Here is a 26,052-nt window from a genome sequence, read left to right on the forward strand (position 1 = left end):
GACCCGATAGTTGTTACAGGTCGTTATGCTCAGTTGCTTTTTCCTTCTCGCCGCCCAGCAGCAGGCGCCGGCCGCGCTGGATCGCTTCGCCCGCTACGTCGCAGCGGCCCAATCGCTTGCCGTCGACATCAAGCTTTCCACCGCCTCCGTGGCCGACGGCGAGGGGACCTTCCAGTTCCAACGGCCCAATCGCGTCCTGTTCACGATGAAGTGGGCCGGCGCCGACTACAGTTTCTCCTCGACGGAACGAGGCATCGTCGAGATCGAGCGGTCGACTCGGCATTACGACGAGTTCGACGCAGTGGATCGCCTGATCGCTCCGCTGTCCCGGGTCTCGCCCGCGCCCGGGGTGGGCTTTCCCTCCGTCTTCGTGTACCAAGATCTGTCTCAGATGCTCCCCGACGGCGCCCGGTTCAAACAGATTGGCAAGGAGACGCTCAAGGGGGTCCAAGTCGATCACCTTGAGGCCATCTATCAGACGCAGCGGGGCATCGGACACACCAACGTGTTCGTCGATGCGCAAGGGCGTCTGTTGAAGATGACCCAGTCGCTGGAGGGGATGGAAGGTCCGAGAGTGATGGCGTTCGAGTACTCGAACTACCGCGTCGACCACGCGCTTTCGCTTGAGAGCTACCTCACGAAGATTCCGCTCGGCTACGTCCCCTACGCGCTTCCCGCCGATGCCCGTTACTTCGACGAGAACGACACCGTGGGACAACCGGTGCTGACCGGGTTGGACGGCCGGTCGTCGAAGCTCACCTACGGCGGAAAGGGCACGTTCATTCTCTTCACTTCAACCCACTGTCCGGCCAGCCAACGGGCCGCGAAGAGTCTGGCGGCGGTGCGCAAGCACGCGGAAGACCAGGGCTACAAGGTCGTCGAAATCAGCGCCGAAACGCGCCGACAGGACGTGCGCGGCCTCTCGGGCGCGGCGGACGTTCGGTTCGACCCCACCGGAACCGTGTGGACGACCCTCGGCCTGCAAGGCACGCCCTCGCTCTCGCTCGTGGACGGGCAGGGCAAGCTCGTGCGCTACTGGTACGGGTTCGACCCCGAGAAGGCGAAGGCGTGGGAGCAGGACGTCGTCGACGGCCTGGACGGCAAAGAAGAAGAGAAGAACTAACCGCCCCACGACAAGCGATCAACGACGAACGACAAACGACCTGTCACGCCGCGCTTTCGCTGGCGGCCAGCTTTCGGGCCTGTTCTTCTTCGATCAGCGAGTCCAGCATCTCCTGGATGTCGCCGTCCATGAACGTGATCGTGTTGTGCACGGACATGCCGATGCGGTGGTCCGTGATGCGGCTCTGCGGGAAGTTGTACGTGCGGATCTTCTCGGAGCGGTCCCCGGTGCCAACCTGGCCCTTGCGTTCTGCGGCACGCTCATTGTGTAGCTTTTGCTGCTCAGCCTCATACAATTTCGCGCGAAGAACGGCCATCGCTTTGAGTTTGTTCTGCGTTTGGCTGCGTTCGTCCTGACACGTCACCACGATGCCCGACGGCTTGTGGATGATCCGGATGGCCGTCTCGTTCTTCTGCATGTGCTGGCCGCCCGCCGAGCTGGAGCAGAAAGTGGAGATCTCCAAGTCGTCCTGTTTGATCTCCACGTCCACCTCCTCGACTTCCGGCAACACGGCGACGGTCACGGTCGAGGTGTGGATGCGGCCGCTCGACTCGGTGGCGGGGACGCGCTGCACGCGATGGACGCCGCTCTCGTGCTTGAGTTGGCTGTAGGCGCCCTGCTGGTCGATCGTGAACACGACCTTGCTCAGGCCGCCGATGCCCATCTCCTGGTGCTCGAGGACCTCGTACTTCCATTTGCGGCGCTCGGCATAGCGCGTGTACATGCGGAACAGCTCCGCCGCGAAGAGCGCGGCCTCGTCGCCGCCCGCGGCTGGGCGGATCTCCACGATCACCGACTTGTCGTCGTTGGGATCCTTGGGGATCAGCATCTTCTTGAGCGTGGCTTCCAGCGCGTCGATGCGACCCTGAAGCGTTTCGACCTCAAGCGCGGCCATCTCCTTCATCTCGGGGTCGTCGAGCATCTCGGTCGCCCCCGCCAGCTCCGCCTTGACGGAGTCGTACTCGCGAATGGCGGTGACGATCGGCTCAAGTTCCGCGCGGGCCTTTCCAAGACGCTGCATCTCCGCGATATCGTTGACGACCGAGGGGTCGTTGTACGCCGCCTCGATCTCCTCGAACTTCTTCTCGATCTCGCGCAGTTTGTCGGTCATTCCTAGGGTGATGGTACCTGCGGGTCGACTGTCGCTATCGTTGGTCGTTTGTCGCCGCTGGGAGTGGCCCGCCGTGATCGCCGGATTCACGGGTGTTCGCCGATCGAATCGAGGAATGCTTGGATCTCGTTGGTGAAGCGCGGCCCGGCGGTTTCGACAACGTCGTTGTGGTGGGCGCCTCCGACCCCGAAGAAGCGCTTGGGCTGTGGTGCCGATTGGAACACCCGTTGCCCGAACTCGTAGGGCACCAGGTCGTCGTCGGTGCCGTGGATCACGAGGAGCGGCGACTGAAAGCGCGGGGCTTTGCGGAGAGTGTCGAAACGGTGGCTCAGGGCCCATCCCATCGGAATCGGCACGATGAGCCGGGCCATGTCGGGGATGTTGGTAAAGGGCGACTCGAGGATGATCGCGGCCGCCTTGTGGCGGACGGCCATCTCTGCCACGACGGCGGTGCCGAGCGATTCGCCGAACAGAACCACGCGCTGCGAGGGAATCCCCTTCTCCTTGAGGAAGGCAAGGGCCGCCTCGGCGTCAAGGTACAGGCCGGACTCGCTGGGCGAGCCTTCGGACCGCCCATAGCCCCGGTAGTCGAAGAGGAGCACGTTCATCCCGAGTTTCCGCAGCCCGATCGCGACGTCCCTCCGCGTGGTGATATTGCCCCCGTTGCCGTGCGCGAAGAGGAGCGTGAGCCTCGCATCCTTCGCAGGCATCCACCACGCGTGAAGTCGCACCCCGTCCGATGTCGTGAAGGTCACGTCCTGCGCGCCCGAAGGCAAGCCCCCGTTGCCGCCGGGGTACGGGGTGGGGAAGTAGATCAGCTTGGACTCGAACATCCTGACCAGGAGCAGGGTGAGGGCGGCGACGGCCAAGACGGCCACCAAGACAAGCCTGGCCAAGCGGACAAGGAGCCGCCGGCGCGGCTTGCTCTCAGATGCGCCGGTCTTCGATTGCGACACAGCCCATTCTAGGGCAATTCCAGGGGTATTCTCTCGGCACCTGGGAGTGGCCCGCCGAGTATGGGGGCTTCACGGGGGAAGTCCGGTGAGAATCCGGCGCTGTGCCGCAACGGTGATGGCGACTCGATCGCCCTAGTCCGAATGCCCGCATTCCCAAGCAACGAGACGTCACCTACGAGCATGGGTGGGCCGAAGCCGGGCACAGCCCTCCTTCCCCTACTGAACTCGTCGAGGACCTCACCTGGAGGCATCGATGAAGCAACGAGCATTCACACTGATCGAGCTGCTGGTCGTGATCGCGATCATCGCGATTCTGGCGGCCATTCTCTTCCCGGTCTTCGCGCGCGCCAAAGAGGCCGCCAAGAAGATCTCCTGCCTGTCGAACGCGCGCCAGATCGGCACGGCGTGGCTGATGTATGGAGGCGACTACGACGACACCCTCATGCGGGTGCGCATTGAAGCCCCGGACCGCGATGTGTACTGGTGGGGCAGTTGGGACGGAACGACCCTCCGCACCGAGGAGGGGCTGCTCTTTCCCTACAGCAAGTCCGACGGCATCCAGGCGTGCCCGTCGTTCGACAAGGGGCTGATCGGCAACCTGGGGCGGACGGGTTACGGCTACAACTACGCGTACCTCAGCCCGTCCACGTTCGAGCCGCCCAACTGGATCGAGACGCCGGTTCCCGTGAACTACGGGCAGGTCGGGAAGCCTGCCGAGACCGTCGTGTTCGGCGACGGGGCCCGGCTGAACAACTGGTCGGGGCCGACGGCGTTCCTGGAGGGGAACACCTACCTCGAGCCGCCGTCGAGCGAGTACCCGACCTTTCACGCCAGGCACAACGGCCTCGGCAACGCGCTCTGGTGCGACGGCCACGCCAAGGCGGTCGCGCCGAAGTGGCGCGTGGGCGCATTCGGCTACGGCAACCACGGCGAGGATTTCACCGCGGTGCAGCTTGGCGAGTTGGACCTGGATGGGGATTTCACCACGGACGAGTGGTTCGATCTCCTCTGAGTCCTACACCTTCATCGCCACGAGCACCCCGTCCCGGATGGGCACCAGGGTGGCGATCCACGAGGGGTCCCGCGTCACCGCGCGGGTGAACTCGCGGATCGCCTCGGTGTCCGCGGCGAGGTCGTTCGCGTCGAAGATCGCTCCGTGCCAGAGCAGGTTGTCCACGATCATCACCCCTCCGGGACGCAGCTTCTCCTTGATGACCGGGAGCGAGGCGGGATAGCCGCTCTTGTCGATGTCGTTGAAGATGAGATCGAACGGGCCCTCGCTTTCCCGGAGGGCTTGCACTGCCTCGCCGACGGTGTAGCGGATGATCGGGTCGAAACCCATTGCGCCCAGGTGATGGCGCGCCATGTCGGAAAGGCCCTTGTCCCACACGACGTGGTGCACTTCTCCCCCACCGTTCTCTTGGACCGCCCGGGCGAACCACGAGGTCGAATAGCCGTAGCCCGAACCCAGCTCGAACACCGACCGCGCTCCGATCATGCGCGCGGCCTGGTAGCAGAGGTACCCGGCGGCCGGTCCGATGATCGGGAAGGAGTGTTCGTGGGCGTAGGCCTCCATTTCGCGCATCTGGGCGTTGCGTTCGGGAACGAGCCCGTCGAGGTAGCCGCGCAGTTCGGGGTGCATGAGGTCCATGCCCGAACTTTGGCAGAAACACCCCCGCGAGTACACTGCCAGCCATGCGTTTGACGCACCTTGTCGATTGCGCGGGTTGAGCGACGAAGCTGGGGCCATCCCAATTGGCGGAGGTTCTCCGCCAGCTTCCACCCTCGAGCCACCCCGACCTGCTCGTCGGATTCGAAACGTCCGACGACGCAGGCGTTTGGCGTTTGTCCGACACCCAGGCGCTGGTGCAGACGGTGGACTTCTTCACGCCCATCGTGGACGACCCCTACGCGTACGGCGCGATCGCCGCGGCCAACTCGATGAGCGACGTGTACGCGATGGGGGGGCGGCCGATCACCGTGCTGAACATCTCGTGCTTCGACCCCGACGCGGCGCCCGCGGAAGTCTGGGCGGCGGTGATGCGGGGAGCCGCGGACAAGGTCGCCGAAGCCGGCGCGGTGGTGATCGGCGGACACAGCGTCAAGGACGCCGAACCGAAGTTCGGCATGTGTGTGACCGGTCTTGTGGACCCGGGGAAGATGTTCGCCAACACGGCGGCCCGCCCGGGAGATGCGATCTACCTCTCCAAGCCGTTGGGCACCGGCATTGTGGCGACCGCCGCCAAGTTCGACCAGTGCGAGGACGCGGAGCTGGCCGAAGCGATCGCCACGATGAGCGAGCTGAACCGCGAGGCCTGCGAGAAGGGCCTCGAGGCGGGGGTGCGCTGCGCCACCGACGTCACGGGCTTCGGCTTGGCCGGCCACCTGTTCAACGTCGCGCGAGGCTCGGGAGCGACGCTGGTCATCGAGGCGGGAGCGCTTCCGGTGTTGTCGGGCGTGCAGCGGATGGTGGAGGCGAACCTCACCACCGGCGGGGCCGGGCGCAACGCCGAGTTTCTCGGCGAGGCCCTCCACGTGGATCCCGAGGTGCCCGATTGGCTGCGCCAGGTCGTGGTGGACCCGCAAACCAGCGGCGGGCTGGCGCTGTTCTCGGCCGTTCCGATCGAGGGTTGCCGCCGGATCGGAAGCGTCCGCCAGGGCCCTCCCGAAATCCACCTGGTGCCCTAGCCATCACCTCTGGGAGGGCGCCAGCGTGGGGACCGGCGGCGACGCCAAGGCGCTGCGCCGGAGCTGGGCGGACGCCTCGCGCGGCGACATCGGGCCTTGGATCGCCTTCCCGGAGACCAGAAACACGCCGTTCCCCTTCCGCTGCACATCGGTTCGGATGCCGGCATAGGCGGGCGCCACGAAGCGCATTGGCACGAGCCGGTTGACTTCGTCGGCGAGGGACTGGGCGTTGGGACCGGTCGTGATAACGTAGGTGTCCTCGGAGACGCCCAAGGAGGCACGGTAGTAGCCTCCCGCGAGGGGACCGAGGCGCGGAGCCGAGTCCGCAAAGTGGCTCGCAGATTGACGCGCGCGTTCCGAAAAGGTCAACGCGTCTCCTTTTGCGCCGACCGCCGCCTCTTCGGGGAAGAGCCAGCCGTAGTCGCAGAGGAGGCGGATCATCCGGGCCGAAGTCGACTCGCAGTCCGAGTCGGCCAACTGGGGAACCGGCTCGACCTGCGGCCCAAGCTCCCCCGAACGGCGGTACGTCATCGCGTAGGCGCCCCTTCCGAGGTCGAACAGGAACACCGCGCGCTTCAGCACGGAGAGCCCTCGGAAAAGGGACGGCACGCGGCCGGTTGCGAGATAGTCTTCGAGCGATGCATCGGCGAAAGCCAAGTAGTCGCCGAGATACGCTTCGGCGGAGAGGCGACGGTCCAAGGTGTGGGTGACGTCGTCGGCCGCCCGGAACGCGTCCAGCTGGTCGTACAGGGTGGTCGCCACGGCTTTTCGATCGACGTCTCCCAGCAGCCGCGCGGTGGCGAGCATTCGCGCCGCGACGGTTCCGTTGACGTCGAGGAGCGCCTGGCCGGCGAAGGCGCGCGGCTTGGATTCGGCAAACCGGCGGAGACGCGTCATCGCGGCGACGGCCTGGGGCGTGTGCATGGCCTGCGGGTCGCGTGCGCGCACGACCATTTGGGGGTTCTCCTCCACGCGCAGGCTGAACCACTCCCGAGCGAAGGTTCGGTCGGCCGCATCCGGGAAAATCTCGCGCAGATCCCTCGGAGAAAAGCTCGAACGCTCGCTTCGGTCGAGAGGCCCCTCGTCCCCGATCCGGCACGCGCGCACGAGCCCGAGATCGACAAACTCGCTCGCAAGCGCATCGAACGTCGACCGGGCGACGTCGGCGAACTCGAACTCCCGCGATCGAGAGGCGAGGGCAGAGGCGAGAAACATCATCTCGGCGTTTTGCGCGGCGACCTTGTCGAACTCGACGACGTTCCAGCCGCCGACGCCGATGTGAAAGAAGCCTCCGTCGATCCAGTCCACCATGGAGGAGCGGAGCAACCGCCGCATCGCCGCCACGGCGAGATCCGCCCTTCCGACCCGGGCCAAAAACATCCACGCGTTGGGCAACAGCGGGTCGAACCGGAGGGCGGGGCCGCCGTCGCGTGCAAGGTCGGGCCGGTCCGCCAGAAAGAGGGCGTACTCCTGGAAGTCGGGAAAGGCGGACGCCGAGTCCTGGAGCAGCGACGCCACATCGGCGGCTTGAACGTTGGCGGGATTGGTGGGGTCATCCGGGTCGCGCTCGACGAGGCGCTTTTGGATGGCGATCAGCGCGTCGATCAGCGCGTAGGCGTCGAAAGCCCGAGAGTCGGCCCGCACCAGAAAATCCACCATCTTCCCGTCGGGCTGCAAGATGTAGATCTGAAACTCGTCGCGCAGGCGGAGCGCGCCGCGGGAAAGGGGGAAGAAGCCGTTGAGCAACTCGGGATGGAGGAGTCCATCGGCCCGAACGCACACGAACTTCCTCCCGAGGTAGGCCTCCACGTCGGGGTGGGTGAAGATCCCCGAGTCGAACTCGCGCCCGAAGCGTCCCCAGGGCAGCCCGACCACGAACAGGATCGGCAGGTCCCGCCGCCGAGCTTCGGCGAACGCGCTCGCGTCCAGCGCGTGCCAGTCGATGCGCTGTTCGGCGGCGCGCCGAAGGAACTCGCTGGCCTCGACCGCGAGCTTGTTCTCCTTGGGAGGGGGAATCAGAGGCTTGACCAGTTGGGCGGCCACTCCGAGGAGCACCAGCAGGGCCGTGGCGAGGGTCACCACCTGAAAGCTGGGCTTGCGCATCGCTGCAATCCATGATGGCGCATCGCGCCCCTCGAAGGGGCCAACCCAAAGCCATGCTACAATCGTCGCATGTCGATCACGCTCGACGAAGTGCGCCACGTGGCGAAGCTGGCTCGGCTCGAACTCGACGAGGCCGAGATCCTCGCGCTGCAGGGCGAACTGAACAGCCTGCTGGGGCACTTCGCCGACATCGAGGAGCTCGATGCGCGGTCTGAGGACGGACTCACCCACTCCGTCACGCTCGCCAACGTCTGGTCCGAGGATCGGATCGGGGTTTGCCTGACGCCTGAAGAGGCGTTGCGCGGCGCGCCGAAATCGAAGGCGGGCCTCTTCGTCGTCCCGACGATCATCGAGGACTGAACGTGCCGACGTCCCTCACGGCCACCGCATTGCGCCGAGGGCTGTCCGACCGGACCTTCTCCGCTCCAGAAATCGCCAGGGCGTGCCTCGACCGCATCGCCGAGCTCGACGGAGAGATCGGCGCCTTCCTCACGGTCGATCGAGAAGCGGTCGAAGCGCAGGCGAGGCGTGCCCAGTCGATGCTGGAGGACGGGAGCGCCGGACCGCTCACGGGCATCCCGGTGGCGCTGAAGGACAATCTCTCGACCGCGGGCCTGCGCACGACCTGCGCGTCGCGGATGCTGGAGCGCTACGTCCCGCCGTACGACGCCACGGTCGTCGATAGGCTCAAGTCGGAGGGCGCCGTCATCCTGGGCAAGACCAATCTCGACGAGTTCGCCATGGGGACCTCGACGGAGAACAGCGCGTTCCATCCCACCCGCAACCCGTGGAGCCGGTCGCGCTCGCCCGGCGGAAGCTCGGGAGGTTCGGCTGCGGCCGTCGCGGCGCGCCTGGCCCCCCTGGCCCTTGGGTCGGACACGGGCGGATCGGTGAGGCAACCCGCCTCTCTGTGCGGCGTCGTGGGCTTCAAACCCACGTACGGTCGGTGTTCTCGCTACGGCCTCGTCGCCTTCGCTTCCAGCCTCGACCAGATTGGGACTCTGGCCCGAACGGTCGAAGATGCGGCGTTGCTCGCCGAGGCCGTGACGGGACACGATCCGCGCGACAGCACTTCGCTCCCTATGGGGCCCGTTCCATCCGCCGACTTGGAATCCGGATCCTTGCGCGGCAAGCGGTTCGCCGTTCCGAAGGAGATGGGAGATGCGGCCGTCGATCCCGACGTGGGCGCGGTGTTCGAATCGGTCGTGGAGACCCTTCGGGCCGAAGGGGCCGAGGTGGACGAGGTGAGTTTGCCCTCGACGCGTTACGCGGTGACGACCTACTACCTGATCGCGCCTGCCGAGGCGAGCAGCAACCTCGCCCGTTTCGACGGCGTGCGCTACGGTTGCCGTGCCGAGGACGGTGGCGGGGGGCATGTCGCGATGATGGAACGGACCCGGGGCCGAGGTTTTGGCCACGAGGTGAAGGCGCGCATCATGATCGGCACCTACGCCCTCTCGGCGGGGTACTACGACGCGTACTACGTGCGCGCCCAACAGATCCGGGCGCGGCTGCGGGATGAGTTCCAAGCGTGCCTCGAGCGGTTCGACTTCGTGCTCTCGCCGACCAGTCCGATCCCGGCCTTTCCGTTGGGGGTGTTGGCTCGGGATCCCTTGGCGTTGAAGCGGCTGGACGTCTTCACGATTCCCGCGAGCCTGGGTGGTTTTCCGGCGATCTCGTTGAACGGGGGATTTGCGGGCGGCTTGCCCGTGGGAGTCCAACTCGTGGGCCGGCTCGAGGACGACGCCCACGTGCTTCAGACCGCGCGGTCCATCGAACGCGTGTTGCCGAGTGCGACGCGCCCGGCTCCGGTCCCGTAAGCTGTAAGAGAAGATGGACGACGTTCGGCGCCAGGACCGCAGGCTCTTCGTGCGGGAGTTGTTGGAACCGGGGAGGCTCCTCGTCTCGGCGCTGGCGATCACCGCCGCGGTCATGATCGCCTCCTCGGTCCCCTGGTTCTACGCCGTCCCCGTGATCGTCGCCGGCTGGTGGGCCGGCACGGCGTACCAAGCCAGCGTGCGGAAGCGGTTCCTCGACAAGCGGTTCCAGGCGTTTTGGATGGGTTGCCAAGAGCGGCTGGAGAAGCTGGAGAACGTGATGAAGGCGATGCGCCGAGAGCAGGTGGCGGATCTCAAGGAGGTTCCCCGCACCGTCCGGTCCGTCGCGGATGCGCTCTACCACGCCCTTCGCCGAGCGGACATGATCGCGCACGAGGTGCAGAAGACCGAGCGGGGACTCTACCAGCAGCCGCCAGTCTGGTCGACGCCTTCGAACGACGCCCAAGCCAAGGAGCTGTACCGCATCGCCGACAAGAACATCGCCGAGTACCGCTTCCACTTCTCGGGGGTGATGGCCGGCGTGCAGCGCACCGAAGCGCAGAGCGCGGTCTTCATGACGACCGTCGATACGCTCCGGATGAAGATGATCGGGTACCGCCTTGCCGGGCGCAGCCCCGAAGTGTCGAGCATCGAGTTCCTGCAGGCGCTGAGCGAGGCGAAGCTCCAACTCCAAGCGATCGACCAGGCCCTGGACGAGCTGGACCTTTCGAACTTCCCCAAGATGATCGCCGTCGAGCCGCCTCGCGCTCCCGCGGAGGTCGAGAGTCCGCCCGAACTTCGCCAGGAGCCATGAGCCTTCGCCTGCGCGTGCGGTGTCCCGCGAAGTTCAATCCGTTCCTCGCCGTCGGCCCGCCCGATGCGAGCGGGTACCACCCGATCCGAACGGTCTTCCAAGCCGTCTCCCTCTTCGACGAACTGCGTGTCGCCGAAGGGGTGCGAGACTCGCTGGCCTGTTCCTGGGACGGCCTGCCGGCGGACAACACGATCACGAAAGCCCTGCGGCTGTGCCGGGAGCTCGCCCCGATCCCGCCTCTTTCGATCACCTTGGACAAGCAGATCCCCGCGCAGAGCGGGCTGGGCGGGGGCAGCTCCGATGCGGCGGGTCTCCTGCGCGCGTTGGAGTGTCTCTATCCCGGTTTGCTGGGCGAGCGAGACCGCTGGGAGATCGCCCATGCCGTGGGAGCGGACGTCCCGTTCTTCCTCGTGGGAGGCCGCGCGCGAGGCGAGGGGTACGGCGAACGTCTCCGCCCGATGGAAGACGCGCCCGCGCAGTGGCTGGTGGTGGCCCGCCCGGAGGGCGGCGTTTCGACCGCAGAGGCCTATCGGGCGCTCGATTCCGTGGACCGACGTTGGGCTAAGTTCGAAGATGCGGAGCGGGGCTGGGCCAACGACTTCGAAAGGGTCATGCCGGCGGCAAGCGCCGAGTTGGCCGATCGGCTGCGGGCGGCGGGGGCGCACCCGGCCGTGCTCTGCGGAAGCGGTTCGGCGGTCGCCGCGGGGGCCTCCTCGCGACAAGATGCCGAGCGGATCCGTGCCGAGATCTCGGCGCCCGACGTTCGGGCCTGGGCCGTCCACACGTTGACGCGCGCAGAAAGTCTCGCAATGTTGCGGGATGAGACCGCGTGACCCTGTGGAATCTGCTCAGAGCAGCCGATATGGACGATATGCGCGACGTGTGCGTGGATATGCGGGGCATCGATCCCAAGTTGACGGAAGGGTTTCTCCTCACCCAGCCGGACGTGGTGGACGCGTCGGTGTGGTTTTCCCAGGGGAACCTGCTGGCGCACGTCACGGTGTTCGATGAGAACGACGTCACGAGTCGGGCGCTCCAGGCGCTGTGCCTGGACGAACTCGGTGTCCACCAAACCCCCCGCGAGATCCGCCTGAGCCAGGCCCGCCCGCGCGCGGCTTAGCTCCCAGCCGCACCTTCGCGCCGCGCAGGGTACAATCTGCCCTTGTGAGCGAGCGCCCCGTACCGAAGCCGGTCTGGTACAAGAACACCTATTTTTGGATCGCCGGGATTCTCCTCGTCGTGGCGCTGGTCGGAATCATCGCGGGACAGGAGACGATCCGCGACCCGGGCCAAAAACGCGAAGGCGGTTTGGCGCTCTTCTACTTCACCGCATCCGTGCTGATGCTGGTCAACGGGCTGCTGAGTCATTGGCAGACCGTGCAGCATTATCGCGAAACGACCGGTGAGAGCGAGTAACACCCTATGGTCTACTGCAGTTGTGGAAAGGGGATCGACAAGATCCCGGATTGGATGGCCTCGATCAACGTCGAGTTCATCTGCAAGGAGTGCCCGAATCGGCAGGTCAAGAGCATCGCCTCGGTGACGCTCGCGGCGCCGGAGGAAGCCCTTGCGCCGGCCAAGGCCGTCGAAGCGACGCCTCAAGCCGCGGTGGCGTCGGAGGCTCCGGAACCGGTCGAAGCCGCACCGGTCGAGCCCGAAGCCGCCCCCGAGCCGGCGGAGCCCAAGCCCAAGAAGGCCGCGGCGCCCACCGAGGCGAAGGTAGCCAAGCCCAAGGCCGCCGCCAAGCCGAAGAAGGTCGAGGAAGCCAAGCCCAAGGCTGCCGCGAAGCCGAAGAAGGTCGAGGAAGCCAAGCCAAAGGCGAAGAAGGCGAAGTAGGGGGAGTCAGACCCGAAGGTCCACGACCTGCCCTTTCCCTTCCATCATGCGCATGAGTTCCGCGCTTTGCTCTTGTTGCGCGTCCAGCGTCTTGCGAAGCAGGGCCATCTGGAGCCTTGCGATCTTCGCCTCGGAACTGGCCGCGGGCGCGACCGCGTCGGCCGCGGAGACGTTGGAAACTTCCATTCCACTCCATTTTTCGGCACGATTCCCTCGAACTGGAGGGGAAGCGGGCCGGCGTCTCGGATATCATCGGTTGTCTCCACTATGAAGTTCGTGCTCATTACATGCGATTTCGAGATGGTCGCCACGGCGAAGAAAGGCTTTCAGCCGGACGATGAAACGTTGGCGTTCGCGTCCTGGCGCGAAGCGCTGGAAGGGTGCGACGGAGCGGATCTGCTGTTCGTCGATCTGGTTGCGACGTTGGACGAGCCGCACAAGATCGCCGGGTACGAGGCGTTCGGCCACGCCAAGATGGACCACCCTGCGGCGAAGGACGTCCCGTTGGTGCTCATCGCACCTCCGGACGATTACGAGCTGGACTTCATGGCGGGCTGGCCGAACTTCGTCTTTGCGCACCTGCGCAAGCCCATCAGCGAGAAGATCTTTCGCCGGGCGTCCACCTGGGTCTGACCGCCCACCGTGCCGACCCCTGCATTTTCACCGGGTTCTCGCCGATAACTGGGTTGACGTCGACCCAGGTCGATGCTCGGAAACCAGTATGGCGAGCGATCGAAAGACCCACAGGCCGGACAACGCGGTCAGCATCAGCGTTGCTGCGCGCATCACCGCGGTGGAGGTGCACACCCTCCGCTACTGGGAGCGCGAGTTCTCGGACTACCTGATTCCCAATCGCACCGAAGGCGGACAGCGCCGCTATCGGCCCGAGGACATCCAAACCGTTTTCATCATCAAGCGCCTTCTCCGGGACGAGATGTTCAGCATCGCAGGCGCAAGACGACACCTCAAGCGCGTGCTCGAGGCGCAGGCCGCCTGAAGCGGCGGGAGAGTTCATGGCAAACGCACAGCAGGTTCTCCAGCGGGCGCGCTCGCTGGCCGAGCAGTACCGTCACGACGAGGCAGAGCGCCTGATCGTCAAGCTGCTGTCCGAGGAGCCCTCGAACCCCGACGCGAGCGCCGAACTCGGCATCCTCTACACGTTTACTCAGCGCGAGATCGAAGCCGTCGACCTCCTTCATCGGGCTTCGGGTGCCGAACGGTTTTCCGAACTCGCCCAATCGTTGACCGATCACTTTCACTGCCGCGCCCTGATGGCCAAGAAGCTGGGCATCGACGATCCTCTTGGCAAGAAAGCTATGGAGTCGGTCCGAGCCCTTGCGGGACTCGAGCCCGGCAACGTGGGAATCCGGCTCTCGGCGTGCTTGATCGTCCGCAACGAGGAAGCCCACCTCGAGCGCTGCCTTGCGAGCGTGCGTCGGATCGCCGACGAGATCGTCGTGGTGGACACGGGGTCCACCGACGGAACGGTCGCCATCGCCGAGCGGTTCGGGGCGACGATCGGGCACTTCGACTGGGTCGACGACTTCTCCGCGGCGCGCAACGAATCGCTGCGCCTCGCCACGGGCGACTGGGCCCTTTGGATCGATGCCGACGAGGAGCTGGACGCATCCAGCGAGAACGGCGTTCGCGAAGCGCTGATGCGGCCGCAGTTCGGCGGCTTCTACGTACAGATTCACAACCTCCTCGACGAGAGCGGGGACGCGAACCAGTACGTCCACGTCCCGGTTCGGCTGTTCAAACGGTGCGACTCGGTTCGGTTCGAAGGCCGGGTGCACGAGCAGATCACTCCGTCGCTGAAGGCGCTGGGACTCCCCAACGCGACGCTCGAGAGCGTCAAGATCCGGCACTACGGCTACCGCCCGTCGGACATGGCGTCCAAGGACAAGATCCAGCGGACGGTGTCCCTGATCGAGAAGGAGCTGGAGGAGCGGCCCGACGACCCGTTCCAGCTCTTCAACCTCGCCAACGCCCAGATCGTCGCCCGGGACTACGCGTCGGCGGCCGCGGCGGCCGGGGCCGCGGTCCGGCACCTCGAGCGAGAGAGCGGCTATGGGAGCCAGGTTTACCAGATCCTCGCCGCGAGCCTGATCGAACTGGGGCGCTACGACGAGGCCCTGGCGGCTTGCGACGAGTGCGACGAGCGCGGCTTCGCCAGCGTGCTGTCCCAGTTCGAACGAGCACACGCCCTCCAGCGGATGAACCGCGACGAGGATGCGCTCGCTGCGATCGACCGATGTCTGGCCATGGAGTGGCCGCTCGAGCTTACGGGCGACTACGGCATCAAGACGCACAAGCGCCAGTTGTTGAAGGGCCAGATCATCGCCCAACTCGGACGCTTCACCGAAGCGGTCGAGCTCTTCGACTTCGCCCTTGCCCACGACCCCGCGAACACGGTTGCGCTCTACTCCAAAGCCGCCACCCTCGACGCGATGGGGCAACCCATCGAAGCGCTCAAGGTGTTCGAGGCCGGCTTCGGCGATCCCTTCATGGGGCCCGCCAACAAGAAGGGTGCGGCGCGCGTGTACCAACGGCTCGGCCAGCTCGACGTCGCGTGCCAACTCTTCGAAGAGGCGTGGCGCGGACGCCCGATGGACCACGGCTTCTGGGTGCACTGGGTCCAGTGCGCGGAAGCCGCCGGGGACATGCCGGCGGTCGTGCGGGCCTACGAAGCGTACAACGAGCGGGCCGAGCTCAGCGCCGACATGCTCGTGAACTGGGGACGCGCCCTCGCCACGTGCGGGGACCATGAGAAGGGGCTGAACTGCTTCACCGAAGCGCTCAAACGCGATCCCACGAACGCGAACGCCTACTTCAACTGCGGCGACCTCCTCTACCAGCTCGGCCACTTCGCCGACGCCGCCCACCTGTACGAGTCAGGCCTGCGGCACGCACCGCTCAACGCCGACGGATGGTTCGTGCTCGGCAACAGCCTCGCCCAGATGGGATTGGGCCAAGGCGCCCAAACCGCCTACCGGCAAGCGCTGAACATCAACGCCAAGCACGCCGGCGCGCAAGCGAACCTCGCCCTGGTCGAAGAAGGAATGAAGGAGCAAGCCGCTTAGGGTCGTGGATCGTTGATCGTTTGTCGAAGGACCAAGGACCAAGGACCAAGAACCAGGCCTAACCCTCCGCTCTTGCCTTGATCGCGGCTTGCAGGTTCTCCAGGTTCTTGGTGACGATGCCGTGGATCACCTTCTTGATCAGCGCGCCGACCGTGGGGACGTTGTACTCGTACTCGACCACGCTGTCGAATCGCGTGCCGCCGTTCTCTTCGGCGAACTGCCAGTAGCCCTCCATCTTGTCGTAGTCCCCTGAAAGCTGGCGGAAGACGCACCGGTGGGCGCCGTCGTCCCACACGTCCTCCTGCCGCCAGCGGACCTTGAGCATGAACTGCGGAATCAGTCCGACCCAGTCGCTCACGATGCGCGAACCTTCCTCTTCCACGATTTCCAGGGACTTCACGTCCTTCATGAACTCGGGGAAGGCACGGTTGTCCTTGGCGATCGCGTACACTTTCGCCAGCGGCGCCTGGATCCACACGGTCGTTTCAACGGTGGGCATGGGCCACGTTTTACCCCCGGCATGAGCGAATCACCCTCTGGCACGATGCGGGCTCTCATCCTCGAGCGCCCGGGTTGCATCGCTCTGCGCGAGATTCCCATTCCCGTTCCCGGGCCCGGCGAGCTGCTGATCCGCGTGCGCGCGGCCACGACGTGCGGGACCGATCTGAAGGCCTTCGTGCGCGGCCATCCCCAGATTCCCATGCCCGGCGTTTTCGGGCACGAGTACAGCGGCGTGGTGGCTGTCGCGGGCAGTGGCGCGCGCTTCCGGGAGGGCGATGCCGTGATGGGGGTCCACTCGGCCCCCTGCCAGGCGTGTTCCTGGTGTCGACGCGGCCAAGAGAATCTGTGCGAGAGCATCATGGCCACCAAGGTGTTGGGCAGTTTCGCCGAATACCTGTTGATTCCCGAGCGCATCGCCCGCCTCAACGTGTTCTTGAAGCCCGAAGACCTTTCCTTCGAGCGGGCCAGCCTCTTGGAGCCCCTCTCGTGCGTTGCCGAGGGCGTGAACCACCTCGGTGTTGCCGGCGAGGGCCGCCAACGCGTCCTGGTGATCGGAGCGGGCGCGATCGGCCTGATGTTTGCGGCGGTGCTGCGGACGCACGAAGTCACCGTTGCGGGCCGCAATCCGAGCCGCCTCGCCGTCGCGCAACAGTTGGGAGCCCGGACGTCGTCCCTCCAGGCGTTGGAAGCGGACTGTTTCGACGTGGTGATCGAGTGCACGGGGAGCGTGGATGTGTGGGAGCGGGCCCCCGCCCATGCGCGCCGGGGCGGCCTGGTCGTACTGTTCGGCGGATGTCCTTCCGGCACGCGCGCCTCGTTCGACACGGCCCGGCTGCACTACGATCAGATCGCCCTGGTCTCGCCGTTCCACTTTGGGACCGCGTCGGTCCGTCGCGCCCGGGAGTGGCTCTTCGAGGCGCAAGACGCCTTCGGCCTGGTGCTCACCTCCGAGCGGCCCCTCGACGACGGCCCCGAAGTGTTCGAGGGCCTGCGCGCCGGCCGGGACATCAAGGTGGTGCTGCGGCCGTGAACGTGGCCCTCTACGAGAAGGGAACGGGCCTGCGCATCGCTCCGTGGGACGACCCGACGGTTCCGGCGGGCGGCTTGCTGGTTCACACGGAGGCGTGCGGCCTCTGCTCCGGGGAGTTGATGGAGTGGTACATGGACGCCAAGGCCCCCCACGTGTTGGGACACGAGGTTGCGGGGATCGTGCAAGAGAGCGACGACGCGCGGTTCCCGGTCGGATCCCGCGTGTTTCCGCACCACCACGCCCCGTGCGGGGTGTGCGACGTGTGCCGGGCTGGACACCCGGTGCACTGCCCGCAGTGGAAGGCCACGCGTCTCGACCCGGGCGGCATGGCCGACCGGTTCGCCGTGGCTGCGTCCAACCTGAACGACACTCTCGTCGTCGACGATCTGCGGGCGATCGATGCGGCGCTGATCGAGCCCCTCGCATGCGTGGCCAAGTCCCTTCGTCGCGCCCGCGTGAGAGAGGGCGACCAGGTCGCGGTCGTGGGGCTCGGCGTCATGGGGCTGATGCATGCCCACTGGGCGCCTGGCGCGGTGGGTTACGACGTGAACCCCGCCCGGGTGGCCTGGGCCGGCGGAATCGGCCTGGACGCGCGCCCCGCCGAGCATCCCGAACCGGCGGACGTGGTGGTCGTGTGTCCGGGAAGCGAGGACGCGCTCCGATTCGCGGCGGCGATCGCCCGCCCGGGTGCTCGGATCGTCCTCTTTGCGCCGATGCCGCCCGGCGAGGAGGCCCGGGTTCCGCTGAACCGCCTGTACTTCCAGGACGTCGAACTAGTGAGCAGCTACTCGTGCGGACCCGAAGATTCGATCAGTGCCGCAAGGGCTCTGCGCCAAGGAGTCGTCCGAGCAGAACAGGTGGTGAGTCACTTCATCGGAATAAACGAACTCCCCGGCGCGTATGGAGCGATGAAGCGCGGAGAAATCCTCAAACCCATGGTGGTGTTTACTTGATCAGAAAGTTCGAGCGGTGGGACTGGGACGGCGTCGCCGTCGACCAGTACAAGGACGAGCCCGGTACATGGGTGTCGGTCACGCGCCGCTGCTTGGCTTCTTCCGATCGGATGGGATTCGAGATGCGCTACTTCGAACTTGGAGTCGGTGGGATGACCTCCTTCGAACGGCACGACCACGAGCATGCAGTGTTGGTCGTGCGGGGGCGCGGGCGCGTTCTCCTGGATGCGACGTGGCACGAGGTGGCACCCTTCGACGTGGTGCACGTGCCTTCCCGGACGCCGCATCGGTTCGAGAACGCGGGGGACGAGCCTTTCGGCATCGTGTGCACGGTCGACCGTGTGCGCGATCGGCCCGAGCTTCTCGATGCCAGCGAGGTGGTCCATGCGCCCCGCTAACTGGTTGGCGGCCGTCGGTCTGCTTCTGTTCACGTCCCTCCCGCTGGTCTGCGGCGCCCAGGAGAAGGCCCTGGACCCGCCTGCGCCGCCGCTCTCCAAGCAGGAGCAGCAGCACCAGGCGGACCTCCAGCGCGACATACAGATCGGAGAGAAGGCCAAGGTCGAGGTCGAGAAGGAGTACAAGCTCAGCAAGAACAGGGAGTACATCGAGCGGGTCCAGCGCGTGGGTGGCCAGATTGCGGCGATCGCAAAGGTCCTTCGCGTGGAGACGCTGTGGGGCGACGACCGGCTCAACACGTTCAATTACGAATTCAGGGTCCTCGAAGGCGACGATGTCAACGCGTTCTCGCTCCCCGGCGGGTTCATCTACGTCTACGAAGGGTTCATGAAGTACATCGAGAGCGACGACGAGCTGGCGGGGGTCATGGCCCACGAAGTCTCCCACGCGTCGATGCGGCATCTCGCCACTTTGGAGAAGGAGTCCCAAAGGCTCCAAACGGTCTCTTTGCCTCTCCTTCTCGTGGCGATTCTCGGCGGCGGCAGCTCGGGCTCCGACGCGCTGGTGCTGAACCAGTTGATCGGGTTGGCGGTGGGCAGCGGCTGGAGCGTGAAGGCCGAGCAGGCGGCGGACTACGGCGGCTTCCAGTACATCATGCACTCGCAATACAATCCTGTCGGCCTGCTCACGTTCATCGAACGCCTCGCCCGGGACGAGCGAAGCCAGCCGGCGCGGTTGGTGGACTGGGGCATCTTCCGAACGCACCCGCCCAGCCGAGAGCGCGCGGAGGCGCTCATGGGGTGGCTGCGCGACAACCACATTCCCATCCGCCGCAGCCAGGTCACCACGACGTTCAGCACCAAGGTCGTGCCCTCCGAGGGCGGCGGAGGCGGCGTGGACGTGCAGTTCGGCGGCAAGCCCTTGTTCACGTTCGGCGGGGACAGCGCCTTGCAGCGGGCCGATGCCGCGTCGGCGAGCTTGAACGCGTTCTTCGACAACGTGCCCGAGCTTTTCGAAGTGCGGACGATGTCCGACGGAATGATCGAGGGCCAGGGCAAGTTCCTCTTCCGCGTCACCGCCGAAGACGCCGCGCTGGCGAAGATGAGCGTCTCCCAACTGGTGGACGACACCGAGCAGAGGATCAAACGCGCGCTCTATATGATCTCGTTCCGGATCTGGGACGGACGGTAGGGTTGGTCCTTCGTTCTTGGTCCTTGGTCCGTGGCTGCATACTTGGGCCATGCTAGCGATCGTGGCGGCCGTGGCCCTGGGTGGTCCCCTGCTGACGGTTTCGACCGCCGTCGCGGATCTCACGCCGCCGGAGCCGCTTCCGTTGGGCGGCTACACCGAGCGGGCGGACAAACTGCTCGAGCCCGGTGGAGAACCCCTCGCCGCGCGCGTGATCGTGTGGAAACAGGGAGCGATGCGCGTGGCCATGGTTTCGGCCGACATGCTCACGATCCCCGAAAGCTTGGCGCGCGAAGTGCGCGGGAAGATCCCGGGCGACGTGAAGCTGTTTCTGGTCGCGACGCACACGCACAGTGCGCCGGACAGCCAGATGCTGAACGACCGGATGACGTTCAAGATTCCCGGCATCGCCAACTACAAGCGGCGGTGGCTTGATTGGTACGCGGAGCGGATCGCGTCGGGCGTTCGCCAAGCCTTGGCGTCATCGGGCACGCCCGCCGCCGCCGTGGACGTTTGGGAACGGCACGTCGAGGCGAACCGGCCGCGGCGGGCCGGGGGGTGGTCCGACTCGATGCTGACGCTGGTCGGCGGCACCGGTGGGAAGGGGATGCCGCGCTGGTTCGCCCACTATGCGGCCCACGCGGTGGTTTACGGCGCGGACAACCTGCAGACCCATCCCGACTTTCCGACCCCCCTTCTGCGTCGGCTCGGGGCGTTCGCGTTCTTTCCCGGAGCGATCGGCGACGTCTCGCCGCGGGCCGACGGCCCGGACGCGCCACAGCGCATGGCGGATTTCCTGTCGCGTTTCCAAGGCGGGGAGCCGGTCCCTCGGGTCGTCGCCCAGGGGGAGGATCCCCTGGTCTGGACGTCGGAGCCCATCGCGCTGGACGCGCCGGCGCCTCACCCCGACTTCGCCAAAGCGTACGGCGTTCCCGACGCGATCGCTCAGCTCGTGGTGAAGCAGTTCGCCCCGAAAGAAGCGGAGGTCCGGGCGTTTCGAATAGGCAAATTGGCGATCGTCGGCATTCCCGGCGAGCCCACGGGGGCGGTGGGACGCTCCATTCGCGACGCGGGGCGTCGGTTCGGTTTCGACCCGGTCCTGGTGGTCAGCCACGTCGATGGCTGGATCGGGTACATCCTCGAGCCGGACGACTACCGCCGGGGCGGGTACGAGGCGACGCTCTCCTTCAACGGGCCCGACACGGGGACCCGCGTCGAAGCGGCCTCGGAGCGCGCCCTGCGGCGGTTGGCACGCTCGGGGTTGTCCCTTCGGCGCCCCTGAGGCGCCCCGTGGCCCCCATGGCGTCCTTTGCGGTCTTTGCATGGGACCTTCGGGGAACAGGCCGGACCATCTGCTAATATGGCGGGAGCCATGAGCTTCACCCTGCGGTTGTCTTCGGATGTCCTGAGCGTCGAGGCTGGGGCAACGGTGCCGCTCTCGATCGAAGTGGCGAACCGTTCCGAAGAGGCCGACCGTTACGAGATCGAGATCGAGGGGCTGGACCCGGAGTGGACGGCCGTTCCCGTCCCCGCCTTTGGAGTCGGATCGCTTGAGGAGCAATCCGAGAAGGTCTTCTTCAAGCCCCCGCGCGTCAGCGAGAGCCTTTCCGGCGACTATCCGTTCGTCGTGAAGGTGCGTTCGCTCTCCAGCGGCGAGTCGCGCACCGTGCAGGGCGTGCTGCAGATCAAGCCGTATCACCACCTGAGCATGGAGTTGTCGCCCAAGAGGGGCTCGATCACGCCGTTCAGGAAGCAGACGGAGTTCCAGGCCGCGCTCATGAACCTCGGCAACACCGAGCACACGCTCCAACTCGTGGGCAACGACGTCGACGACGCGTGTGCGTTCGAGTTCGAGCAGGAGCAGGTCACCCTCGCTCCCGGCCAGCAGCGGACGGTCTCCGTGGTCCTCTCCTCCACGTCGAACCGCGTGTTGGCCAGCAGCAGGCTTTTCGGATTCACGATCGTCGCGAGGAGCATCGAAAGCTCCTCGGTGATGTGTTCGGCCCAGGCCCAACTGGAACAACGCCCCCTCCTGTCCCCGCTTGGGGCGATCTTCTTCGTCTTCGTCGCGACGCTCATCGCCCTGTGGGTGCTGCTCTTGCCGAAGGCCCCTTCGGTGGACTCCCTCACCCTGGATCGTCCCAGCGTGCTGACGGGAGAGCCGGTCACGATCCGCTGGAGCGCGTCCAACGCGAAGTACGTGAGGATCTCGGTGGCGGGCACCGCTTTGATCGACCACGGCAGTTTGGCGGGCCAGACCGTCTACACGCCGACCGCCCCCGGCACGGTGCTCGTCGAAGCGGTGGCCCTGCGCGACAACCGCCAATCGGCGCCGGTGAGCGCCGAACTGCAGGTGGGCGAGCCGGCCGTGGTCCCCGATCCGGAGATCCTCACGTTCAAGACGTCGGCGAGCACCGTCAATCTCGGCGAGCCGTTCGTGATCGAGTACAAGGTGAGTCCGTCCGTGGTGAAGGCGTACCTCGCTCCCACGGGCGAGGAGCTCAACCTCAAAGTGGGCTCTCGCGAACTCATCGCGACGCTTCCGGGCGAGCGCGAGTACACGCTCGTCGCCGAGAATGCAAACGGCAAGACAGCGCGCAAATCGCTCAAGCTCAACGTGGTCGAGGCTTCGCAGGCGAAGTTCGTCGTGTTCGACGTCGACCCCAAGGTCGTCGATCCCGCGGTGGGCAGGGTGACCGTCACGTGGCAGTTCTCCAACGCCGTGCGCGCGGAGCTGAGCGACGGGACCCAAAAGATGGTCGTCGAGGCGTCGGAGGGGAGGCGCGACTACTTGATCGACAAGGAGACGACCTTCACGCTGACGGGCTACGACGCGCAGGGGCTCACAACGACACGGTCGATCACGGTGAAGATGCTCGAGCCGCCTCCGCCGGACACGGGTTCGGTCTCCACGACGGGCGGGACGGGCGGCACGGGGTCCACGACAGGCGGTCGCCTCTAGGATGCCGCGCGCGCTGCTTTCCGTCACCGACAAGAGCGGAGTCGTCGCGTTCGCCCGGGGCCTCGTCGATGCCGGCTACGAGCTGGTCTCGACCGGCGGGACAGCGAGGGCGCTTCGCGAGGCGGGGCTCGCCGTGACCGACGTCGCCCACGTCACGGGATTTCCGGAGATGCTCGACGGGCGCATCAAGACGCTTCACCCAGCCATCCATGGAGGCCTGCTGGGAGACGTTCGAAACGCGGATCACCGGACCGCGATGGTGGAGGCCGGGATCGCGCCCATCGACGTCGTCGCGGTGAACCTCTATGCGTTCGAGAAGACGGTCTCGGGCGAGCACACGTTGGACGATGCGATCGAGTCGATCGACATCGGAGGACCCGCCATGATTCGCGCGGCGGCCAAGAACCATGCGAACGTGACCGTGGTCGTGGACCCTGGGGATTACGAGGGGGTTTTGGCGGGCGTTCGCAGCGGCGCCGTGGAATCGCAGCGGCTCGCGCTCGCTGCGAAGGCGTTTCGCCACACCGCTTACTACGATTCGATGATCGCCCGGTACCTGAGCGATCGGGCAGAGGCTCCCCGGTACCCGGAAACGCTGACCCTCGGATGGCGCCGCACGCTGGCGCTGCGTTATGGGGAGAACCCCCACCAGCACGCCGCGCTCTATACGGACCCGCTCGGCCAGCCCGGCGTGGCGCGAGCCGAGCAGCTTTGGGGCAAGGAGCTCAGCTACAACAATCTGCTCGACGCGGACGCGGCGTGGGAGCTGGTCGCCGACCTTCCCGAAGGCGCGTGCGCGATCATCAAGCACGGGAACCCGTGCGGCGCCGCCGCGGGCGCGTCCTTGGGAGAGAGCTACCGCATGGCGCGGGCCAGCGACCCGATCTCGGCGTTCGGAGGCATCGCGGCGTTCCACGGTGCGGTCGATGGCGCAACCGCCGCCGTGATGGCGGAAAAAGGGAACTTCCTCGAGGTCGTGCTGGCCACGGCGTTCGACGAGGAGGCGCTCTCCGTCTTCCGGGAGCGATCGGGCTGGGGGCAGGACGTGCGCCTGTTGGCCACCCCCCTGCCTCCGCGGGCCCCGGGCCTGGGTGTTCGCGCGTTGCGCGGCGGGGTGCTGCTCCAGGACACGGACGAGGATCCCGGCCTGCCGTGGACCATCGCAAGCCGGCGGTCGCCGACCGAGAGCGAGATGGCCGCGCTCAAGTTCCTTTGGGCCGTGATTCCGCACGTGAAGTCCAACGCGATCGTCGTGGGCGTCGAGGGACGGTTGCTGGGCGTGGGGGCGGGGCAGATGAACCGCGTCCAGTCGGTCCGCCTGGCGCTCGAGCAAGCCGGGGCCGGTGCGCGGGGGGCCGCGCTCGCCAGCGACGCGTTCTTCCCGTTTCCGGACAGCGTGGAGACGGCCGCGGCCGCGGGCATCGCCGCGATCGTGCAGCCCGGGGGCAGCAAGAAGGACGAGGCGGTGATCGAGGCCGCGGACCGCCACGGGATCGCCCTGGTGATGACGGGCGTGCGCCACTTCCGGCATTAGGGCTCGGCCGTGGTGGCGAGGTGCCACGCCCGCTGGACGGGCGTGTGTCGGCAAGTGGAACCGCATCGGTCCCAGGTGGCAGGGGCGTGGCGCATTTCGCGCGTTCGTTCGGCCCGTGTAACTCTGGGGCTTCTTCGGGGCGTATGAAAATCGGAGAACCAACGGACGATCAGGTATCGTCAAAGTTCAACGGAGGATTCCAGTGAAGAATCAAAACGATTTGATCATCGCCATCTCCGCGGTCGTGTTGATGCTCATCGGTGTCGGCGTGAGTTATGCGACCGCGCGCAAGCCCATCAAACCTGGGCCTCCGGAGACAGTGGTGGTGACCCCGGCGCAGATGCCCGAGGGTTCGGTTCAGTTTGCCAATTCGTTGCCTGCGGCATCGGACAGCAACATCCCCGGCGGCGGCGTCGCCAGCGGCGGGATGGGCGGTCTGGCCGGCGGTGCGGGTCCTTCCGGCGGCGTGCGCAAGAAGGGTCCCATGGGCGCGGCGGGCACCTAGAATCCTCCCTTTTCGAACGAACCTCCGGTCCGAGTGCAACACGCGGGCCGGAGGTTCGTTGCGTAAGACCCCTCCGATGGTTCAAACTGAGAGCTCGTGCCCGCGGGCTTTACACACTCATGCCGCCTCCAACTGTGCTCAACGTGGGGTTCTACAACTACGTGCTGACCGACAAGGTCGTGGCGCTGGTGAGCAGCGAGTCGGCCCCGATGCGGCGGCTGATCCAATCGATCCGCAAATCCGAGCGGCTCATCGACGCCACCCAGGGGCGCCGCACCAAATGTGTGATCTTCACGACGGGGGAAGCCGTGGTGCTTTCCGCCATCTCCCAAGAGACGCTCGCCAAGCGCCTGTCGGCCGAGGAGCTCCCCTCCGATGAGGAGTGAAAACGCGACGCCGCAGTTCCTCAAGCAGTTCCTCTCGAAGTTCGGGCGCGACATCGGGATCGATCTGGGGACGGCGAACACCCTCGTCCACGTCGCCGGCCGAGGCGTGGTGCTCCGCGAGCCGAGCGTGATCGCGATCAACAAAGACACCGGCGAGGTGTATGCGGTCGGAGAGGAGGCCAAACGGATGTTGGGCCGGACTCCGGCGAACATCGTGGCGATCCGGCCGCTCAAGGACGGGGTGATCGCAGACTACGACCAGACCGAGAAGATGCTCAAGTACTTCATCGGGAAGGTGTCGAAGCGGTTCCTGCTTCGCCAAAGCGTCGTCGTGGGCATTCCGAGCGGCGTGACCGAGGTCGAGCGCCGCGCGGTCATCCAGGCGACGCGCCGCGCCGGAGCCACGCAGGCCTTCGTGATCGAAGAGCCGATGGCCGCCGCCATCGGGGCGGGAATGCCGATCGAGGATCCGATCGGGTCGATGATCGTGGACATCGGCGGCGGCACGACCGAGGTGGCCGTGATCTCGCTGGCGGGCATCGTGCACTCGCGCTCGATCCGCATCGCGGGCGACGAGATCGACGACGCGATCAGCGCGTACATCCGACGCGCCTACAACCTGTACGTGGGCGATCGGACCGCCGAGCAGACGAAGATCGAGATCGGGAGCGCCTTTCCGTTGGAGCAGGAGCTGAACATCCAGGTCAAGGGTCGGGACCTCGTGACGGGTCTCCCCCGAAGCGCCGTGATCACGAGCGAAGAGGTGCGCATGGCGATCGCAGAACCGCTCAACGCGATCGTGGAGGCGGTCAAACTCACGTTGGAGGCCACCCCTCCCGAACTAGCCGCCGACGCGATGAACAGCGGCATCTTCTTGGCGGGCGGAGGGGCTCTCCTGCGCGGGATCGACCACCTGATCTCCCAGGAAACGGGGTTGACCGTGCACATCGCCAACGACCCTCTGAGCTGCGTCGTGATCGGGACGGGCAAAGTCGTGGAGGCGATGCACGAGAACCCCGAGATCCGACGAATGCTGGAGAAGTCATCAAGGACGTAAACACCCACC

General features: G+C 66.3%; 29 protein-coding genes and 1 riboswitch. Of the genes, 23 read left to right on the forward strand and 6 right to left on the reverse strand.

Annotated elements, in window-relative coordinates; all coding sequences use genetic code 11:
- Positions 1-25: 25 nt before the first annotated feature.
- Positions 26-1,123, forward strand: a complete 1,098-nt coding sequence (locus M9921_04705; protein MCO5296137.1) for a TlpA family protein disulfide reductase — start codon at positions 26-28, stop codon at positions 1,121-1,123.
- Between the two features lie 43 nt (positions 1,124-1,166).
- Here M9921_04705 and prfA read toward each other — a convergent pair whose 3' ends face one another.
- Positions 1,167-2,234, reverse strand: coding sequence for a peptide chain release factor 1 (gene prfA, locus M9921_04710; protein MCO5296138.1), 1,068 nt, complete (start codon positions 2,232-2,234; stop codon positions 1,167-1,169).
- A gap of 86 nt (positions 2,235-2,320) precedes the next feature.
- Complete coding sequence (locus M9921_04715) at positions 2,321-3,190, reverse strand: alpha/beta hydrolase (protein ID MCO5296139.1); 870 nt, start codon at positions 3,188-3,190, stop codon at positions 2,321-2,323.
- Positions 3,191-3,217: 27 nt separating this feature from the next.
- Positions 3,218-3,358, forward strand: a riboswitch (cobalamin riboswitch).
- 85 nt (positions 3,359-3,443) lie between these two features.
- Here M9921_04715 and M9921_04720 point away from each other — a divergent pair.
- Positions 3,444-4,202: a prepilin-type N-terminal cleavage/methylation domain-containing protein gene (locus M9921_04720; protein ID MCO5296140.1), complete on the forward strand. Its 759-nt coding sequence runs from the start codon at positions 3,444-3,446 to the stop codon at positions 4,200-4,202.
- 3 nt (positions 4,203-4,205) lie between these two features.
- Here the strand turns inward: M9921_04720 and M9921_04725 are convergent, their stop codons facing one another.
- Positions 4,206-4,841, reverse strand: a complete 636-nt coding sequence (locus M9921_04725) for an O-methyltransferase (protein ID MCO5296141.1) — start codon at positions 4,839-4,841, stop codon at positions 4,206-4,208.
- A gap of 35 nt (positions 4,842-4,876) precedes the next feature.
- On the opposite strand from M9921_04725, the gene selD reads away from it, so the two are divergent.
- Complete coding sequence (gene selD / locus M9921_04730; GenBank protein ID MCO5296142.1) at positions 4,877-5,878, forward strand: selenide, water dikinase SelD; 1,002 nt, start codon at positions 4,877-4,879, stop codon at positions 5,876-5,878.
- A gap of 3 nt (positions 5,879-5,881) precedes the next feature.
- Here the strand turns inward: selD and M9921_04735 are convergent, their stop codons facing one another.
- Positions 5,882-7,981, reverse strand: coding sequence for a DUF255 domain-containing protein (locus M9921_04735; protein ID MCO5296143.1), 2,100 nt, complete (start codon positions 7,979-7,981; stop codon positions 5,882-5,884).
- A 69-nt stretch (positions 7,982-8,050) separates the two neighbouring features.
- Between M9921_04735 and gatC the strand changes: the two genes are divergently transcribed.
- Genes gatC through M9921_04770 form a run of 7 tightly spaced genes read left to right on the forward strand, consistent with a single transcriptional unit; the run spans position 8,051 to position 12,448 of the window.
- Entirely contained in the window at positions 8,051-8,341 is a 291-nt protein-coding gene (gene gatC, locus M9921_04740; GenBank protein ID MCO5296144.1) for an Asp-tRNA(Asn)/Glu-tRNA(Gln) amidotransferase subunit GatC, read from the forward strand.
- A 2-nt stretch (positions 8,342-8,343) separates the two neighbouring features.
- A complete protein-coding gene (gatA, locus tag M9921_04745) occupies positions 8,344-9,801 on the forward strand; it encodes an Asp-tRNA(Asn)/Glu-tRNA(Gln) amidotransferase subunit GatA (protein MCO5296145.1) in 1,458 nt (485 codons plus the stop codon).
- A 13-nt stretch (positions 9,802-9,814) separates the two neighbouring features.
- Positions 9,815-10,612, forward strand: coding sequence for a hypothetical protein (locus tag M9921_04750; GenBank protein MCO5296146.1), 798 nt, complete (start codon positions 9,815-9,817; stop codon positions 10,610-10,612).
- Positions 10,609-11,445, forward strand: coding sequence for a 4-(cytidine 5'-diphospho)-2-C-methyl-D-erythritol kinase (gene ispE / locus M9921_04755; protein MCO5296147.1), 837 nt, complete (start codon positions 10,609-10,611; stop codon positions 11,443-11,445). The genes M9921_04750 and ispE overlap by 4 nt, the downstream gene beginning before the upstream one ends.
- Positions 11,442-11,732 (forward strand): hypothetical protein, encoded by a 291-nt coding sequence (locus M9921_04760; protein ID MCO5296148.1) that lies wholly within the window; start codon positions 11,442-11,444, stop codon positions 11,730-11,732. The genes ispE and M9921_04760 overlap by 4 nt, the downstream gene beginning before the upstream one ends.
- A 44-nt stretch (positions 11,733-11,776) precedes the next feature.
- Positions 11,777-12,028 carry a hypothetical protein gene (locus M9921_04765; protein ID MCO5296149.1) on the forward strand — a complete coding sequence of 84 codons (252 nt, stop codon included), beginning with the start codon at positions 11,777-11,779 and terminating at the stop codon, positions 12,026-12,028.
- Between the two features lie 6 nt (positions 12,029-12,034).
- A complete protein-coding gene (locus M9921_04770; protein MCO5296150.1) occupies positions 12,035-12,448 on the forward strand; it encodes a hypothetical protein in 414 nt (137 codons plus the stop codon).
- Between the two features lie 6 nt (positions 12,449-12,454).
- Here M9921_04770 and M9921_04775 read toward each other — a convergent pair whose 3' ends face one another.
- Positions 12,455-12,634 carry a hypothetical protein gene (locus M9921_04775; GenBank protein ID MCO5296151.1) on the reverse strand — a complete coding sequence of 60 codons (180 nt, stop codon included), beginning with the start codon at positions 12,632-12,634 and terminating at the stop codon, positions 12,455-12,457.
- A gap of 81 nt (positions 12,635-12,715) precedes the next feature.
- Between M9921_04775 and M9921_04780 the strand changes: the two genes are divergently transcribed.
- The 3 genes from M9921_04780 (at position 12,716) to M9921_04790 (ending at position 15,531) form a co-directional block, all read left to right on the forward strand.
- Complete coding sequence (locus M9921_04780) at positions 12,716-13,081, forward strand: hypothetical protein (GenBank protein ID MCO5296152.1); 366 nt, start codon at positions 12,716-12,718, stop codon at positions 13,079-13,081.
- 88 nt (positions 13,082-13,169) lie between these two features.
- Entirely contained in the window at positions 13,170-13,445 is a 276-nt protein-coding gene (locus tag M9921_04785; GenBank protein MCO5296153.1) for a MerR family transcriptional regulator, read from the forward strand.
- A 16-nt stretch (positions 13,446-13,461) separates the two neighbouring features.
- Positions 13,462-15,531 (forward strand): glycosyltransferase, encoded by a 2,070-nt coding sequence (locus tag M9921_04790; GenBank protein ID MCO5296154.1) that lies wholly within the window; start codon positions 13,462-13,464, stop codon positions 15,529-15,531.
- A 58-nt stretch (positions 15,532-15,589) separates the two neighbouring features.
- Here M9921_04790 and M9921_04795 read toward each other — a convergent pair whose 3' ends face one another.
- Positions 15,590-16,030: an SRPBCC family protein gene (locus M9921_04795; protein MCO5296155.1), complete on the reverse strand. Its 441-nt coding sequence runs from the start codon at positions 16,028-16,030 to the stop codon at positions 15,590-15,592.
- Between the two features lie 21 nt (positions 16,031-16,051).
- Between M9921_04795 and M9921_04800 the strand changes: the two genes are divergently transcribed.
- From M9921_04800 to M9921_04845, 10 genes are all read left to right on the forward strand, one after another.
- Complete coding sequence (locus tag M9921_04800; protein ID MCO5296156.1) at positions 16,052-17,062, forward strand: alcohol dehydrogenase catalytic domain-containing protein; 1,011 nt, start codon at positions 16,052-16,054, stop codon at positions 17,060-17,062.
- Complete coding sequence (locus tag M9921_04805) at positions 17,059-18,015, forward strand: alcohol dehydrogenase catalytic domain-containing protein (GenBank protein ID MCO5296157.1); 957 nt, start codon at positions 17,059-17,061, stop codon at positions 18,013-18,015. The genes M9921_04800 and M9921_04805 overlap by 4 nt, the downstream gene beginning before the upstream one ends.
- The gene (locus M9921_04810; protein MCO5296158.1) at positions 18,012-18,413 is read left to right on the forward strand and encodes a cupin domain-containing protein; all 402 of its coding nucleotides are present in this window, start codon (positions 18,012-18,014) and stop codon (positions 18,411-18,413) included. The genes M9921_04805 and M9921_04810 overlap by 4 nt, the downstream gene beginning before the upstream one ends.
- Positions 18,400-19,602: a M48 family metalloprotease gene (locus M9921_04815; GenBank protein ID MCO5296159.1), complete on the forward strand. Its 1,203-nt coding sequence runs from the start codon at positions 18,400-18,402 to the stop codon at positions 19,600-19,602. The genes M9921_04810 and M9921_04815 overlap by 14 nt, the downstream gene beginning before the upstream one ends.
- A gap of 49 nt (positions 19,603-19,651) precedes the next feature.
- Positions 19,652-20,881 carry a hypothetical protein gene (locus M9921_04820; protein ID MCO5296160.1) on the forward strand — a complete coding sequence of 410 codons (1,230 nt, stop codon included), beginning with the start codon at positions 19,652-19,654 and terminating at the stop codon, positions 20,879-20,881.
- Between the two features lie 90 nt (positions 20,882-20,971).
- Positions 20,972-22,561: a hypothetical protein gene (locus M9921_04825; GenBank protein ID MCO5296161.1), complete on the forward strand. Its 1,590-nt coding sequence runs from the start codon at positions 20,972-20,974 to the stop codon at positions 22,559-22,561.
- 1 nt (position 22,562) lies between these two features.
- Complete coding sequence (gene purH / locus M9921_04830; protein ID MCO5296162.1) at positions 22,563-24,095, forward strand: bifunctional phosphoribosylaminoimidazolecarboxamide formyltransferase/IMP cyclohydrolase; 1,533 nt, start codon at positions 22,563-22,565, stop codon at positions 24,093-24,095.
- 202 nt (positions 24,096-24,297) lie between these two features.
- Entirely contained in the window at positions 24,298-24,600 is a 303-nt protein-coding gene (locus M9921_04835; protein ID MCO5296163.1) for a hypothetical protein, read from the forward strand.
- A 119-nt stretch (positions 24,601-24,719) separates the two neighbouring features.
- The gene (locus M9921_04840) at positions 24,720-24,986 is read left to right on the forward strand and encodes a DUF370 domain-containing protein (protein ID MCO5296164.1); all 267 of its coding nucleotides are present in this window, start codon (positions 24,720-24,722) and stop codon (positions 24,984-24,986) included.
- Positions 24,976-26,043: a rod shape-determining protein gene (locus M9921_04845; protein MCO5296165.1), complete on the forward strand. Its 1,068-nt coding sequence runs from the start codon at positions 24,976-24,978 to the stop codon at positions 26,041-26,043. Before M9921_04840 ends, M9921_04845 begins: the two co-directional genes overlap by 11 nt.
- Positions 26,044-26,052: the final 9 nt, after the last annotated feature.

The sequence above is a fragment of the Fimbriimonadaceae bacterium genome, from assembly GCA_023957775.1.
In the GTDB taxonomy this organism is placed as follows: Bacteria; Armatimonadota; Fimbriimonadia; order Fimbriimonadales; family Fimbriimonadaceae; genus JAMLGR01.